This is a genomic window from Bosea sp. Tri-49, from assembly GCF_003952665.1.
Lineage (GTDB): Bacteria > Pseudomonadota > Alphaproteobacteria > Rhizobiales > Beijerinckiaceae > Allobosea.
This window is the reverse complement of sequence record NZ_CP017947.1, coordinates 373,991-388,690: the sequence shown is the minus strand read 5'-3', so window position 1 is coordinate 388,690 and position 14,700 is coordinate 373,991. Positions and strand designations below refer to the sequence as shown.

Annotated in this window: 16 protein-coding genes and 2 pseudogenes; 13 read left to right on the top strand and 5 right to left on the bottom strand. The window is 63.0% G+C overall.

The features are described from left to right. Nucleotides 1-2: 2 nt before the first annotated feature. The 3 genes and pseudogenes from BLM15_RS30950 to BLM15_RS30940 all read left to right on the top strand — a co-directional run bounded on the left by BLM15_RS30950 (nucleotide 3) and on the right by BLM15_RS30940 (nucleotide 4,486). Nucleotides 3-1,739 carry a hydantoinase B/oxoprolinase family protein gene (locus tag BLM15_RS30950; protein ID WP_126116742.1) on the top strand — a complete coding sequence of 579 codons (1,737 nt, stop codon included), beginning with the start codon at nucleotides 3-5 and terminating at the stop codon, nucleotides 1,737-1,739. Continuing rightward, on the top strand, nucleotides 1,736-2,893 hold the full coding sequence (locus tag BLM15_RS30945; RefSeq protein WP_126116741.1) for a DSD1 family PLP-dependent enzyme: 1,158 nt from the start codon (nucleotides 1,736-1,738) through the stop codon (nucleotides 2,891-2,893). Before BLM15_RS30950 ends, BLM15_RS30945 begins: the two co-directional genes overlap by 4 nt. 570 nt (nucleotides 2,894-3,463) lie before the next feature. Next, nucleotides 3,464-4,486: pseudogene (locus BLM15_RS30940) on the top strand (IS110 family RNA-guided transposase). A gap of 470 nt (nucleotides 4,487-4,956) precedes the next feature. Here the strand turns inward: BLM15_RS30940 and BLM15_RS30935 are convergent. Continuing rightward, entirely contained in the window at nucleotides 4,957-5,196 is a 240-nt protein-coding gene (locus tag BLM15_RS30935; protein WP_126116740.1) for a hypothetical protein, read from the bottom strand. 155 nt (nucleotides 5,197-5,351) lie between these two features. Further along, nucleotides 5,352-6,396: pseudogene (ligD, locus tag BLM15_RS30930) on the bottom strand (non-homologous end-joining DNA ligase). Nucleotides 6,397-6,554: 158 nt separating this feature from the next. Between ligD and BLM15_RS30925 the strand changes: the two are divergent. The 5 genes from BLM15_RS30925 (at nucleotide 6,555) to BLM15_RS30910 (ending at nucleotide 8,978) form a co-directional block, all read left to right on the top strand. Continuing rightward, complete coding sequence (locus tag BLM15_RS30925) at nucleotides 6,555-6,845, top strand: hypothetical protein (protein ID WP_126116739.1); 291 nt, start codon at nucleotides 6,555-6,557, stop codon at nucleotides 6,843-6,845. Between the two features lie 75 nt (nucleotides 6,846-6,920). Next, entirely contained in the window at nucleotides 6,921-7,172 is a 252-nt protein-coding gene (locus BLM15_RS30920; protein WP_126116738.1) for a hypothetical protein, read from the top strand. Then, nucleotides 7,169-7,447, top strand: coding sequence for a DUF7696 family protein (locus BLM15_RS30915; protein ID WP_126116737.1), 279 nt, complete (start codon nucleotides 7,169-7,171; stop codon nucleotides 7,445-7,447). The genes BLM15_RS30920 and BLM15_RS30915 overlap by 4 nt, the downstream gene beginning before the upstream one ends. Before the next feature lie 345 nt (nucleotides 7,448-7,792). Further along, nucleotides 7,793-8,401 (top strand): DUF6894 family protein, encoded by a 609-nt coding sequence (locus BLM15_RS32420; protein WP_442859481.1) that lies wholly within the window; start codon nucleotides 7,793-7,795, stop codon nucleotides 8,399-8,401. Nucleotides 8,402-8,759: 358 nt separating this feature from the next. Continuing rightward, the gene (locus BLM15_RS30910; protein WP_206438723.1) at nucleotides 8,760-8,978 is read left to right on the top strand and encodes a hypothetical protein; all 219 of its coding nucleotides are present in this window, start codon (nucleotides 8,760-8,762) and stop codon (nucleotides 8,976-8,978) included. Nucleotides 8,979-9,091: 113 nt separating this feature from the next. Here the strand turns inward: BLM15_RS30910 and BLM15_RS30905 are convergent, their stop codons facing one another. From BLM15_RS30905 to BLM15_RS30895, 3 genes are all read right to left on the bottom strand, one after another. Continuing rightward, a complete protein-coding gene (locus BLM15_RS30905; RefSeq protein WP_126116735.1) occupies nucleotides 9,092-9,304 on the bottom strand; it encodes a hypothetical protein in 213 nt (70 codons plus the stop codon). A 415-nt stretch (nucleotides 9,305-9,719) separates the two neighbouring features. Further along, nucleotides 9,720-10,262 (bottom strand): hypothetical protein, encoded by a 543-nt coding sequence (locus BLM15_RS30900; RefSeq protein WP_126116734.1) that lies wholly within the window; start codon nucleotides 10,260-10,262, stop codon nucleotides 9,720-9,722. 35 nt (nucleotides 10,263-10,297) lie between these two features. After that, a complete protein-coding gene (locus BLM15_RS30895; RefSeq protein ID WP_126116733.1) occupies nucleotides 10,298-10,597 on the bottom strand; it encodes a PepSY domain-containing protein in 300 nt (99 codons plus the stop codon). Between the two features lie 490 nt (nucleotides 10,598-11,087). On the opposite strand from BLM15_RS30895, the gene BLM15_RS30885 reads away from it, so the two are divergent. The 5 genes from BLM15_RS30885 (at nucleotide 11,088) to BLM15_RS30865 (ending at nucleotide 14,678) form a co-directional block, all read left to right on the top strand. After that, nucleotides 11,088-11,717, top strand: coding sequence for a hypothetical protein (locus BLM15_RS30885; protein ID WP_126116731.1), 630 nt, complete (start codon nucleotides 11,088-11,090; stop codon nucleotides 11,715-11,717). 7 nt (nucleotides 11,718-11,724) lie between these two features. Beyond that, the gene (locus BLM15_RS30880; RefSeq protein ID WP_206438722.1) at nucleotides 11,725-12,300 is read left to right on the top strand and encodes a hypothetical protein; all 576 of its coding nucleotides are present in this window, start codon (nucleotides 11,725-11,727) and stop codon (nucleotides 12,298-12,300) included. Nucleotides 12,301-12,520: 220 nt separating this feature from the next. Continuing rightward, nucleotides 12,521-13,012: a hypothetical protein gene (locus BLM15_RS30875; RefSeq protein WP_126116729.1), complete on the top strand. Its 492-nt coding sequence runs from the start codon at nucleotides 12,521-12,523 to the stop codon at nucleotides 13,010-13,012. A gap of 565 nt (nucleotides 13,013-13,577) precedes the next feature. Beyond that, a complete protein-coding gene (locus BLM15_RS30870; RefSeq protein ID WP_236846833.1) occupies nucleotides 13,578-14,300 on the top strand; it encodes a GAF domain-containing protein in 723 nt (240 codons plus the stop codon). 114 nt (nucleotides 14,301-14,414) lie between these two features. After that, the gene (locus BLM15_RS30865) at nucleotides 14,415-14,678 is read left to right on the top strand and encodes a DksA/TraR family C4-type zinc finger protein (RefSeq protein WP_126116728.1); all 264 of its coding nucleotides are present in this window, start codon (nucleotides 14,415-14,417) and stop codon (nucleotides 14,676-14,678) included. Nucleotides 14,679-14,700: the final 22 nt, after the last annotated feature.

Below are 14,700 nucleotides of genomic sequence, written 5' to 3'. Positions count from 1 at the left end.
GCATGCGAGAGATCGACCCGATCACCCTGGAGGTGATCCGCAACGCGCTCGCCTCGACCGCCGACGAGATGGCGCTGATTGTGATGCGCTCGGCCTATTCGCCTGTCGTGCGCGACATCATGGACTACTCGACCGCGCTCTGTGATGCGAAGGGCAGGGTGATCGCGCAGGGTTTGACGCTGCCGATCCAGCTCTGCTCCTTCCCGCGCATCATGGGCTTCGTCCGGGAGCGTTACGGCGACGGGCTGAAGCCGGGCGACATCCTGATTGCCAACGACCCCTATGGTTCGGGCGGCCAGCATCTGCCTGATATCTACATCCTGAAGCCGATCTTCGTCGCCGGACGACTCTCGGGCTTCGCCGCGACGGTGGCGCATCACACCGATCTCGGCGGTATCGTCCCCGGCTCGGTTGCGATCTACGCCACCGAGATCCAGCAGGAAGGCCTGCGCATCCCGTTGCTCAAGCTTTACGACGCCGGTGAGCTGGTCGAGGCGGTGTTCCGCATCCTCGAGGCCAACACGCGCTCGCCGGTCGAGGTGCTCGGCGACATCCGCGCCCAGATCGCCGCGTGCAACGTCGCCGAGGAAGGGCTGAAGACGTTGATCGGCCGTTACGGCGCGGAAGAACTCGATGCCTATATCGACGCGCTGCACGACCACGCCGAGGCGATGATGCGCGACGTCATCCGCGCGCTACCCAACGGCATCTACCGCGCCACCGACTATATCGACGGCGTCGGCGAGAACCCGCAGCCGCTGCCGATCGTCGCGACCGTCACCGTCACTGAGGACACGATCGACATCGATTTCACCGGGACGGCCGACCAGGTCGCAGCCTCGATCAACTGCCCGATCTCGCTGCCGGAATCGGCTGCCTTCTGCGCCATACGCTGCCTGTCGCAGCAGGACATTCCGAACTGCGAGGGCTACCTGCGGCCGATCACGGTCCATGCGCCCGAAGGCTGCCTGGTCAATCCGCGTTATCCGGCGGCCTGCGGCGCGCGCGGCGTTGTCGGCTACCGCGTCTTCGATGCGATCATGCAGGCGCTGGCGCAGATCGTGCCGGAGCGCGCCATGGGCGGCTCGGAAGGCGGGCCCTATCTGCTGGCCGCCGGCGGTACGCATGAGGGGCGGCCCTTCGTGCTCAACGAGATGGTGGTCGGTACCTGGGGCGCCCGCGCCGGCAAGGATGGCATCGAGGGCATCTCCAATCCCGCCGCCAACCTCTCCAACCAGCCGGTCGAGATGATCGAGGCCGATATGCCGGTCGAGGTGCTGCGTTATGGCCTCGTGCCCGATACGGGTGGACCGGGCGAGTTCCGCGGTGGGCTCTCGCTCATCCGCGAATTCCGCTTCCTGTCGCCGATCCGCTTCGTGCTGCGCGGCGACCGGCGCGATCACCCGCCTTTCGGCTTCGAGGGCGGCAGTCCGGGCGCACCCTCCGCTCATATTCTCATCCGGGCCGATGGCACGGAGCAGGTCTTGCCGACCATGCCGATGGAGAGTTTCGCGGCTCGAGCCGGAGACGTCTTCCGTCTCATAGGGGCGGGCGGCGGCGGCTATGGCGATGCGCTGAAACGTGATCCGATCCGCGTCGCTGACGATCTGCGCGAGGGCAAGGTCACGGTGGCTGGCGCCGCCCGCGATTATGGCGTGGTCTTTGATGCCCATGGCGTGAGTGTCGATGAGGCTGCCACGACCAGCAGGCGTGCGGAGCTCGTGGGAGCCAGGTCATGAGCGCGCCTCTGTTCGGGGCGGCTGCGCTCAACCGGAAGCTCGTCGGCGAGCCTGGCAGCCGTGTCCGGCTGGAGACGCCGGCGGCCGTGCTCGATCTCGACCTGTTCGAGCATAATATCGCGTTGTTGGCGCAGACTTGCCGCAAGGCCGGGCTGAATGTCAGGCCGCATGCGAAATCGCATAAATGCGCCGAGATCGCCCGCCGGCAGATAGCAGCCGGGGCGGTCGGCATCTGCTGCGCCAAGCCGGGCGAATTGCTGGCGCTGTTCGAGGGCGGCGTCCGCGACCTGCTGCTGAGCGCGCCGATCGCAAGCCCGGCGAAGATCGACGCCCTGGCGCGCGCCGCGGCGGCCGGCGGGCGCATCGGCGTCGTGGTCGACCGCGCCGATCTCGTTACCGCTTATGCCGAGGCTGCGCGACGGCACGGCACCGTCTTGGACGTATTCGTCGATCTCGATGTCGGGCTGAAACGCAGCGGCGTCGCGACGCCGGCCGAGGCCGTGGAACTGGCGAGGCTCGTTTCGGGCCTGGCCGGCTTTCGCTATCGCGGCGTCCAAGCCTATCAGGGCCGCGTCCAGCATATCGACGATTTCGCCGCGCGCCGCGCCGCCAACCAGGAGATGGGGCGCTTGCTCGCAGTCATGATCGAGGCGCTGCGCGAGGCCGGTCTGGCGCCGGAGATCGTTTCGGGCGGCGGCACCGGCAGCCATCTTCTCGACGGCGAGGATCGCCTGCTGACCGAGATCCAGGCCGGCTCCTACGTCTTCATGGACGAGGCCTACAACACCGTCGACATGCATGGCCGCGGCGGGCCGGAATTCGATCCGGCGCTGCGCATCGCCGTCACCGTGATCGGCTACAGCTCGCTCGGCTTCGCCATCATTGATGGTGGCAGCAAGAGCTTCGCGCTCGACGGTCCGCCGCCGCGAGTCTTCCACGACGGCGAACTGGTCGGGCGAATTGAATGGTGCGGCGACGAGTTCGGTCGCATCCTTCCCTTTCAAGGGCTGGGCGCGCTGCCGATCGGCACGGTGGTCGAATGCACGGTCCCGCATTGTGATCCGACGATCAACCTGCACGATGTGCTCCATGTCGTACGTGGCCAAGATCTGGTGGCGCTCTGGCAGGTTGAGGCTCGCGGGCGCGCCGATTGAAACATCGGGCGACTAGAAGAACCTCAGCTTCGGCCTGCCGAAGGCGGTGAAGCGCCATTTGCTGACACTCAATCCATTGCACAAAGCAGACATCCGACCACTGCCCGACCCTCCGTGCGCTAAGCCCCGACGTTATAGCGGATCTGCATGCGCGATCGTTGACAGGGCATCGAACATCGCCGAGTACGCGCCGCGAGGTAACGGCCTCGATCTCAAGCGGGATTAGCAATGTCCGGGAACGGCCCGGCCCTTACTTTCGGGGCAGGCCATGGCGACTTCCACGACATCAGGTACGGCGGGGTTGCTTCGCTGGTACGTCTCGTCCGCCACGTTCGCTGTACCTCAGGCTGCGGGACCGGTCGCGTTCGCCCTTGTCGCGCTGGCGCTGACGGGCGACACAAGCGGCGGCGCGGCGATGATCCTGGCCTTCACGCTCGCCCAGGTTCGTGGGCGCAATCCCACTTACCAGGGCGGGGCGGAGGCTCGCTTCGACGACATACCTGCGAATGCTCGTCCTATTCAGGGCCGTCGCGCTCGGGATGCAAACCACGACTTTGGGAGCCACCCGCTATGGAGATTACCACCGTCGGCCTCGACCTGGCCAAGACCGTCTTTCAGGTCCATGCGATTAGCAGCACGGGTGAAGTCGTATCCGCCGAGCCCTGAAACGGGCGCAGATGATCCCGTTCTTCAGCAAGCTTGCGCCCTGCCTGCTCGGGATCAAGGCCTGCGGGAGGAGCCACCATTGGGCTCGGGAGTTGGTCCGCCTGGGCCACGAAGTGCGGCTGATGCCGCCGGCCTACGTCAAGCCGTACGTCGAGCGCGGCAAGACCGACGCCGGGGATGCCGAAGCGATCTGCGAGGCGGTGTCCCGCCCGACCATGAGGTTCGTGCCGATCAAGTCGGTCGAGCAGCAGGCGCGCTATAGCTGCACCGGACGCGCGACCTGCTGGTCAAGCAGCGCACCCAGTTGGTCAACATGATCCGGGGTCTGCTGGCGGAGTTCGGCGTCGACATCCCCCCAAGGGCATCACCCACTCCCCGGCGTTCGTCCGACGGGTCGTCGCGGGCGAGGCCCACGAGGTCCCACAGCTGGCGGCCAAGGTGATCGGAGCCTTGGCCGAGCAGGCCCCCGAGGGACAGCACCGCATCCGGCAACTGGAGCGGGATCTTCTGGCCTGGCATCGCTCCAACGATCTGGCCCGGCGTATCGCCATCGTGCCGAGCGTGGGCCTGCTGGGCGCTACCGCCCTGGCCGCGACCGTGACTGATTCCACCCAGTACCGCTCCGGTCGCCAGTTCGCCGCGTGGCTTGGCCTCACCCAGCTCAACAACTCCAGCGGCGGCAAGGAGCGGCTCGGCCGAATATCCAAGATGGGTGATCAGTAGATGGCTGCTGGTCACGGGCATGACGGCCCTCGTCCGGCGCAACCTGCACCATCCAGAAGCCGCCGATCCGCGCATTGCTGCCTGCTCGCCCGCAAGCCGGTGCGGCTGGCCACCGTCGCCATGGCCAACCGATCGGCGCGGGCGATCTGGGCCATCATGGTACGCGGCGAGGTTTACCGCGCGCGGGAGTCCTCAGCCACATAGCAAACTCGCCTATCAGCGCAGCCACGAGGAGCGCTTCAGTAGTTGTGAGGACCATGTGAAGTGATGGCGAACCGGTCAGACCGGGACGAGGACAACCTGCGTGAAGGTCCAGGGCGTCTTAGCCCGCAAAGCAGAATGGGACCTCGTCTGCGGAAACCATCAGGGCCAGCGGTCCATGATCGCGCTGACAGGCCGGACACAAGACTGCACCCGACCACGACGCCGAAACCTCACATTACCCTTGCCACGCGGGAGCCATCCACACAGGATCTTGCGAACGTCTGAGCGGCGTCAGCTTAGATTCTGCAAGACGGCCAACTGCACTGCCTTAAAGCGGACGTTCCCACCGTCAGCAATGGGTCGTTAGCGGACGTTCAGATCAGGCGATAAACAGTCGCCTCGTCAGCCTTCTCGCGCAGATCCTTGTACGAAGCGCGGCGCAGCTTTTCGTCATGCGCCCCGTGTTTCTGTCAGTCAGTCGCCACCGGGAGAGCCAGCACGCGGCCCGTTACGGCGAGATGCCCGTCGCTGCGGTTTAAAATCGCCACCACGACGGACGAGCCGTCATCGCAATCGACGATCAGCCGATGACAAAACGCGACGTCATCGAATGCTGCTGTGTCGAGGAGCAGATAGCCGGCTCGGCGGTCGTCATGATCGGAGGTGAACTGATAGGAGACCTCAGTCCTGCGTCCATTGCGCAGGTTCAAGTAGCCCTTTCCGGTAAGCATAGCCTGTCTCCCGCCTAGCGGCGTCAACATGCGTAGCCAGCGGTCATTTCCAGAAGCGATATGGATACAACGGCCAACTAGTGGAGCGCGTTTTCCAGCTCCTTGTCTATGTATCAGGGCGCGCCGTGCGGAGGTCAGGACAGCCGGAAGACGGTAGTCTTGTCCGCTCCATGGCGTAGGCCTTTGAACGACGCATGGCGCAGCTTCTCGTCATGGGTCCAGCCGCGATAGGCGATCTCGGCCGCGAACTTCGGCTTCACCCAGACCACGCCCTTCGTGCCGATGCCCCGCGCCGGCGGCGAAGCTGCCGTGATCCGGTCGAGCTGCTTGCGCAGCGCCGTTGCGCTCGTGTGAGTGAAGCCGGTGCCGACGCTGCCGACATAGACCAGGCCGTAATTGCCATGGCCAGCCAGCAGCAACCGGCCGATGCCGCCAAGCGCCGCGCTGGATGGCTCATAGCCGATAATTAGGAAGGTGTCGGACTGGATGCATTTGATCTTGAGCCAATCGCCGCCGCGGCCGGGGCTATAGGGCGCGTCACGGCGCTTGGCGATGATGCCTTCGAGCCCGAGCTTGCAGGCCTGTTCCAGGAACGCCGCCCCGTCAGCCTCGACTTCTTCGCTCAGCCGGATCATCCCGGTCTCGCCGGCCAGCAGTCCCTCGAGCATGTCGCGGCGCTCGCTCAGCGCCATTCGGGTGAGGTCGTGACCGTCGAGATAGAGCAATCGAAGGCGTAGAGCATGGCGCGCTCGGCGTTCGCCTTGCCGCCGCGACCGCCGAGCGCCTGCTGCAGCAAGCCGAAATCGGCTCGGCCGGCTCCGTCGAGCACCACCGCCTCGCCATCGAGGATGAAGCTGCCAGCGTCGAGGATGAAGCCGCCTCAGCCGCGATCGAGGGGAAGCGATGCGTCCAGTCATGGCCGCCGCGGGTGATAATCCGCACGCCGCCAGCGTCACGATGGACCGCCAGGCGATAGCCGTCCCACGTAACTTCAAAGGCCCAGTCCGGCCCTGTCGGCGCCTTCGACTGCAGGAGAGCCAAGCAGGGCTCAATCCGTGCCGGCATCGGTTCTGCGAAGAGATCGGGCTTGGCAGCGCCGCGACGCGCTTTGACTGGCGGGCTGCTCACCACCTCGCCGGCAGGCATAGCCCTCAAGACGCGACGCGGCTGCCTCGCCATACTTAACACCACCGAACGCAACAGAACGGCGACTCAACGTCAACCAGAACAGCGCGTTCCAGAGGCGGCGAAAGATTTTTCCTGCCCTCACGCGCTCTTAGTTGATCGGCAACTTTGGCTCGCTACGAAGATATGCCCTCTTGCTGGCGGCAGGATCCATGAGCCAACCGCGTATTGTTGACCCCGACGACGTCCCTGAGACCTTCGTGCAAGGTCCGTTCAGCTGCACTGTAACGGGGCACTTTGCGACCTTGACGTTCACGCACGAACGGCCCGTCGCCGAGAAACTGTTGGCTGGTCCAAGCGCGGGGTTAAGCCTTGAAGCCGTAGTTCGGGCGCGCCTAATTATGCCGGTAGAAGGCCTAAAAAGCCTGCGCGACTCGATTGATCAGCTGTTGCGTGGGCTCGACGCGGCGAACGAAAGCCCCGGCAGCCCGCGCGGTCACTGATTTCGCGGGTGGATCAGGACGGAACGCTATTCCTGGCATTTGGTTAAGCCTCCAGCAGTTGCGTTGGAGGTTGTAATGCGTACCCAGCCGAAACGATCCGGGCTCAGCGACAAGGTCGCAGTCCAGGCGCCAGCTCCTCGTGAGATGTATCGCGAGGCCTGCCAAGACGAAGACGGCAACCCCTACACCGTCATCGTCTATCGTCCTTTCCCGCGCATCAACCTCACGCGATACGCGCTTGAAGATGGCACGCCGGTGCGCTTCATCGACGATTGCCTGTTCGAGATTGAGTCGTCAGGTCGAACGCTGAGCCGGTGCGAACTGTGACAACCCGTGACCTCGACAATCACCCGATGGCCTATTCCCGCCTCGCCGGCCGAGATGTCTCGACCTGGTCGAGCGAATGGGCGCGACAATGCGAGGTGGACACTTTGCTCGCCATGCCGGCAGGTCAGCGGCTTCGCTTCCTCAACGGCTCGGGCAGGCCAGAGGATGGCCGTGATGGCCGGCCGCTCTCCGCTATTCGCGGTCAGGCTGGAGCGGACGCCCTGAAAGCCGATCTGGAGCGGATGGAGCAGATACTGCGGACGCGCTCGAACTGAGCGGGATGAGAGCATCGCGGAAAAGAAAAAGACCCCGTCGGCTCGCGCCGGCGGGGTCTCTTTGTGCCTCTTCGAATAGTTCTAATTATTCCAAGCTTGGGCTTTTCGGGGGAAAGGGATGCCATTCTCATCACTGACGGATCCAGTGAAACTGGCTTGGGCTGGCGCGGCACTGAAGGCCGCATGGGAAGAGGTCAGGACAACGCTGCCAGATCAATGTGATGAGCGTGAACGAACTCGATTGGCCTATATCGTGGCCAGCTTGGTGACGCTCGCAGTGAACGAGGACGACCTCGCTCGGCGCGCTATCGATCGTTTCCTGGCGAGATAGCGGAACTTGATTGGATGCGGCGCATTCCTCGCTGGAGGAGCCGCGCTATGCCTAAATACCGGTTGACGACAAAGGATCCTGGCGGTTCAGCCCGCCAGTCAATGGACTTCCCAAGCGAGCAAGCCGCGACCGATGACGCACAGCGTGCGCTGGTCGACATGGCGAAGGAAACTCTTCCGAACGGCGAGCGAGCCCGCTTCAAGGTGCGGGTCCAAGATCAGGCCGGAGGTGAGATCTATCGCGCCTCGCTCGACTTCAAAGGCCGCGGCCGGCGAAAAGCTGGAGCGCATGAGGAGCCGGCCGATTCTTTGCACGGCGTTAGTTGGTCCCTCGCGCCACGCCTCTCGCCGACTTGCAGCTCCCCCGTTCCTCGTCGGCGAGAGGCAGTCCGCTCAGATCCTCTTGCTCGTTCTTGCACCGGCGACGTTTCAGGACACCTTGCGCCCCGAGGAGTGTTTGTCCGAATAATCGCCTTGCTTTACGCGCTGATCATCCGCGTCTTCAACGGGCGCCTCTTTGGGGCGCTTCTTCGGCGGTGGGCTCTTTTTGGAGCCAGCTTTAGGCGCGTTCGGGCTGCGGCTTGTTTCCTTACTCACGTTGGCCTCCATACTTGGCCTAACTGATCGCAACTCGTCCGTCGGGCCGCAGGAGCGTTCCGCGTGGGCGGTGCCGGCCTCCTGATTCCTATGCCCGGCTCGTGTCCAACTCGCCGGTGATCGTCTGGCCCCGTAAGGGCTGCCCTCCTTGGGCGCTTCGTCCGGACTTGCCCCGCCTGGCTTTGGCCGGGAGCCTCTCGGCGTTCAAGCTCGTGTCAGGTCGACCAATCCAGCATCAGGCAGCAGGATAGAGCTACAGCCACGATCTCCGCCACATAGAGCAGAGTCTCGGACTTCATCAAATTCACACGTGGATGACGTCTCTAGCAAACCGCTTGCGAGTAAAATTGTTCACTGTGGTCGATTTGGTTGATTAGGGGAGTGTATGATGCCGTTCTCGTCGCTGAGCGACCCGGTCGACCTTGCTCGTGCCGGCGCGGCGCTCGACACCGCGCGGGACAAAATTAGAGCGACGCTGCCCGACGCACGCCGCGACCGAGAGCGAACACGACTAGCCCAGATCGTCGCCAGCTTGGCGACCATTGCGAACGACGAAGACGATCTGGCCCGGCGCGCAATCGGGCGATTCCGAGAAACCCTATGAGGTTCGCGTTCCCGCGCTCGCGAGGGGTGCGAGGCGACGGCTACCTGCAACTCTGTGGATAATCGGGGCGGCCTGACTCTGGAGGACTAGGCTTCCTCAGGAGCCGAGCAGCTTCAAAAGTCTCCGCCGCGATTATCCATCACCAGTCGGTGGAGATGGGCTGCGACCCCTTCTTTGCTCTCGGCAGCCTCAATCATTGTCCGGAGTGCGGCGTGGATGATGTCCTTCTTAGACGCCTCCGGGTGCTTCTTCCGAACCGCTTTTAGCAATTCCGCAGGCTCCGTGTAGTGATGCGCTAGCTTCAAAATCGTGCCGTTCAGCGACATGCAGGTGCCTCTCTCTGGGGCGCGGCCATCGCGTGTACGATTGCCGCCCGAGCCATTGAACCCTCCGAAGGTTTGGAGCGATGAAAACGGCATCATTCCGGACCATAGGCGCGCTTATCACTGGAAATATGTCATGAGGAGGCTGCCGGGAGAGAGCTGGCTTTACCTCATCGCGCTCGCTGCTGTTGCACTTGGTTGTTGCATCATCATGGAAGCGGCGACACTGGGTCGGTAGCTCCAAAAAAAGCCCTCCCAGCGGGTGCCAGAAGGGCCGAGAGTTTGGCTTTCGGAAGTTGATCAAACGCAGAACGGCGAGGCCGGTTCCCAACTCTCTCGGGCTGAAGCTAAGAGCGCTAGTCACCTCAGAAAAATGGCCTCCGGAGCGAACTCCGGAGGCCTTTGAGCGGAGACCTAGTCAGATGCCGGCCTGCCCGCGCAGGTACGGATCGGCCTTCTCGTCGAAGCGCGTCCAGCCCTCCTGGCGATACTGCGCCATGCGGGTGTGGCGATCGATCGGGGTCGCGCCATCAAGGATGGCCTCGACTTCGGCCTCCTGCGCTGGTTCGGCGCGAACCGACACCACCGAGCCGCCACGCCGGACGGTCTCGGCATAGTAGTTTGCTTCGTCCTCGTCGTGGCCCTCCTTGATGAAGGAGCCGACCAGACCGCCAGCCGCCGCGCCGGCGACGGCGCCGGCAGCTGTTGACGCTAGCCAGCCTGCGGCTACGACCGGGCCGATGCCCGGAATGGCGAGCAGGCCGAGACCAGCAAGCAGGCCGGCTGCACCGCCGACGCCAGCGCCGATCCCGGCGCCCTCGCCGGCGTTGGACTCGTCCGTATCGCCGTTGCGACCCATTAGGCTGACGTTGCTGCTTGAAATCCCGGAGGTCTCAAGCTGCTCGACGACCGAACGGGCGGTGTCGTAGTCGTCGTAAGAACGGGTGATGGTGCGGGTCATGGAGTTCTCCAAAAATCGTGGCGGACAGGGGGCGATCAGTTCTTGACGATGTTGCCGCGGTAATCGACCGAGACGTTCACCTGGGCGCCGGCATTGGTGGCCTTGCCCTTCCAGACGCCGTTGTCGTCCTTCTTCAGGTCGGTCACGTTCGTGTAGCCGTTGGCTTCGAGGCGGCTCTTGGCCTGCCCTTCGGTGAAGCTGTTGGCGCCCGGAAGCGGGGCGTTTGCGTCGGCCGGCGCGTTTGGCGAAGGTGTCGGCGAAGTTGTCGATGTTTGCGCGAGCGCGGCAGTTGCAACGAAGGCGCACAAGATCGACGCGACAAGCACGTTGCGCATGGGTATCTCCTTAATCTAGAGCAGGTTAGGCCACTGCGTGAGGAAACGACGGCAAAGAAAACTTGTTCCCTGAACGAAAAAAGCCCCGCTGGCGGCTGCCAGCGGGGCTGAGTTGGCTTGGTCAAAGGAGGCTTCGGAAACGCGCCGCGAGGCTGCCGGTTCCATACCGTTCAGCGTTGGCGCTCTTGCTCCAGATCGCGCGCGAGCTAGGGAGAACGCACCATGAAAGTTCTGATAGTTTTCACACTCGCAGTCGCGATCGCCACGGCCGCCTGCAATACGACTGAGCAACGCGTTGGAGGAGCTGCAGTCGGCGCTGGTACCGGTGCTGCGGTAGGCGGGCCAGTCGGCGCGGTTGTCGGAGGCGCGGCCGGTGCCGTTGCGGCGCCAACGGTCGTGCAGGGGACGCGGCGCGCGACACGGCGCCGGTGACAAATTATTTACGCCGCACGTAACGGGCCGTACCGAGTTTGGCGGATTAGCTGCCGCCGTGGGCACCATCCGCAGTGCGCCAGAAGCCGATGCTTGCCGTAGGCGCATCACGGCCTTTGCCCGAGACCAAATCGCCTGCGATGACGTTCCGGTCCCTCTAAAGGGATGGCTCGACAAGCTGGAGGGTGAATGGGCGCGGATCGCGCTCGTCCTTCATTGGGTCGAATGGGCCGGTAGCTTGCGCAGCGAGCTCGACGACTGGCCGCCAGACACGATCGACGCGGCTACCGGGCTCCGAGCGGAGCGCTTCTTATTTGAATACCAGTGGGCGCAGCAGCGCTATTTCTACGCGGAGGTGCTTGGGTCGGCGCTGAGTGCGCGGGACGAGGCGCGCCAGATCGCGGGCTATATTCTGTCGCGGGAGCTTTCTGCGATCACCGATCGGCAAGCTCAGCAGGCTTTTCGTCGGATGATGGAAGGCGAACGGTCGGTAGGCTTGCAGACGCTTGTCGAGGCCAACTGGCTGAAGCCGATCGGCACGGGGCGGCGCGGCCAGGCCAACCACTGGTGGGTTAACCCCCTTGTTCATGAGCGCTTCGCTACTCGCGCCCTTGCCGAGGCGAAGCGGCGAGCTGAGGCGCAAGCCTCAATTGCCAAAGCGGCAGCAGAGCGGACGAAGACCGCGTAATGAGCCAATGTTGCAGAAGTTGCTTGCGCGTGAATGTATATTCAATTTTCTCTCTTTTTATTCCCTTGGCTATTTTTCTTATTTTTCTTTTCTGCCTCCTATCCGCGCGCGCAAGCAACATCTGCAACATCGGTTTCCTAACGAACCTTTTGGAGAGAAACCTTTGAAAATCGGACATGAATTCACGAGCCGCGGCCAGCGATTCCGTTGCGTAGGCGTAGAAGATCACCTGACGCTGCGAGAGCAATGGATAAGGCTGATCAAGCTCGAGGCCGCTTGCGCGGATTGCCGGAGGCCCTTTTCCCTTAAAGCTTCCATAGCTGCGATCCGGCGATACAACCTCAAGCGACGCTGCGACCGTTGCAAGGCGCCGGGGATAGCGACGCGGGCGACCAAGGCCTTGCAGAAGAAGAAGGCAGTCGCTCTGGTGACCCAGGATTACGAGGCGCAGATGGCTGTCCGGAAGGCGCTGCGACCCCACCCGCAGCCGAGGCGAGCTCTCGCTGTGGTCAAGGGGCCGGAGATCGATGATCGACCGACCAGGCGTCCGCGAATCCCGACCATGGAGGACATGTTCTCGTAGCCTCGTCAGCGAAGTAAATTATTTACATTATGAAAACTGTGAATTTCGTTCTGCCGCCGAGGTTTGGCGGGAGTAGGAGATCGATCAGAAGTAAGCATGGACTCGCATTCGGAGACATTATTCTACAAGTGTCTACACCCTGTGCAGTCAACTAGGCAATTTGGTATTTTCGTTAAGGCAGAACCATGACATCCTGGGCGCAGGCGAGGGGGGATCAGCTATGAGCGAACCGCAAAATACGTTGTGGGGCGATGGCCCAGCGTTGCCAAAAATGCCTGTTCCGAAATCCCGGATCGACATCAAGATGGAGGAGCGCGATACGCCGGCCGGCAGGCAATATGAACTGCGGCTGTTCCATGCGGAGCTCGCCGTGCTCTTCCTGGGGCTTCTGGCCATCATTCTCGGCGGCCCCTGGCCGCTAGCGATCGTCGCTGCAGCATTGTTCTTGATCGGTGCGCTGACCGCGATCGGCAAATTGTCTTGGGCGCAGACCGAGTTCGTTGCCACGGGAATTGTAGGTGCTCTCCTGGTCGGTGGATCCTACGGACTGCGTGAGCTCGGGTTCGCTTCCGAGCGGTCTGCGGCCCTTCTGACGATCACAGAAACCGGCCTAACCACGACCGCTGCGACTGCAGTTATCGTCTGGCACATGTTCCTCGCGTCCTGCGCTGCAGCCGGTATTGCCACGCAGCTTACCGAAAGCCGAGGCTAACAGGCACCAAAGCGTTGTAAGCGCATTGAGGGGCTTTCTTTCGTAAAATTCGATCCCATCTTCTCGAACAGAGCAGAAATTTGAGGTGTGACTGCACATGTCGTGCGAGTGCGAACGGCTGGCTGAAGCAATCTATCGTGAGATTGAAAAGCAGCTTCCGAAGCGTGGCGATGACAGCGACTTCGACGATCGAGACCTTCAGTCAGTGTTGATCGACGGGCAGCTGGATCTTCTGAAAATCGCGACCTCGCTAACGAGACGATTTTGCGTCCTCGCGGATAATCTGGAAACTGTCATCGCTGAGGGGCCTGCGGGTGATCGCAGTTTTGGGCGAAGAGCGGATTGCTGATTGCCACCGCGGCCACCTAGCCCTTCCAATGCCGCTCCTGACAGGCGGCAACGCCGCCACGGGTCCGTGGATACGCAATTTGAGCGCCACGTTTTCTTGAATTTGTAAGCTTTGGCATGGTCAATTGGTGCCGTGCAGATACGGCTGCCTTCACCATCTCCCGGGCCTGATGCGACGCGCGAACAAACGCGTCTCGATGCGCTTGCGCGCTACGGGGTGCTCGACACGCCGCCTGAGGCATCGTTCGATCGCCTGACGAGACTGACGAAGCGCATCTTCGACGTATCGATGTCGACCATGTCCTTCATCGATGGCCACCGGCAATGGTTCAAGTCGCAGCAGGGCCTCGGAGCTTGCGAGACCGACCGCGCCCCGGCCTTCTGCAACATCACCATCCAGCAGCCGGCGGCGTTGATCATCCCGGACGCCACCGCCGACGAGCGCTTCGCTGCTAACCCCTTCGTCATCGGCGAGCCCTATGTCCGCTTCTACGCCGGTTTTCCGCTGCGCTCATCCGACGGCCACGCTATCGGCACGCTATGCGCGTTTGATCCAGAGCCGCGGGATTTCAGCCGGCAGGACGACGAGACGCTTGCCGATCTCGGCAGGTTGGCGATGGATATCCTCGAACTCAGGCGACACGCCTTGGCCGGCCAGACCGAGGCAGGCCTCGGCGAAAGCTCTGAACTGTCACTGGCCAAAGAGTTCGCGCAGGGCCGTAGCGTGCTGAAGGCCGGCCGCATCGTCTTCAACAACAGCCGTGCGGCGATCCGCTGCACGGTGAGGCAGCTGTCGCCAGAAAACGCTGTGATTCATGTCATCAACACTGCGAAGATACCAGATCGCGTGGCTCTTTTGATCGATGCCGACGCGATGTCCCGACTCTGCTCGGTGACGTCCAGGGCCGAACAGCACCTCGCGCTCGCCTTCGAGAGCTGATGCAACACCACTCGTCCCCATCCCGTTGAGCGGATAGCGCCTGTCCATACTGACGGCGCGGGGAACCCAAAGCCATTGATCTTGATTTATGGGGATCGAGCGGAGGGCACGGCGATGGCAGGCGGCTGGGCTCCAGACGGGGCTGTTCAGGATCAGATCGACGACTCGGTCACTGACGCGGTGCGGTTAGCGCGGGCCAAGCTTCCAAGTGGTCCTGGCGAAACTCACTGCCAGGTTTGCGGCGAGGAGATCCCAGAGGCCAGGCGCAAGGCGATGCCAGGGGCTCGCACATGCGTCGATTGCCAGTCCGGAATAGACCGGCGCCCGGAAGTCGGCGGAATCAATCGGCGCGGGAGCAAGGACAGCCAGCTGAAGTGATAAAAGCTGACGTCGAGGGTTA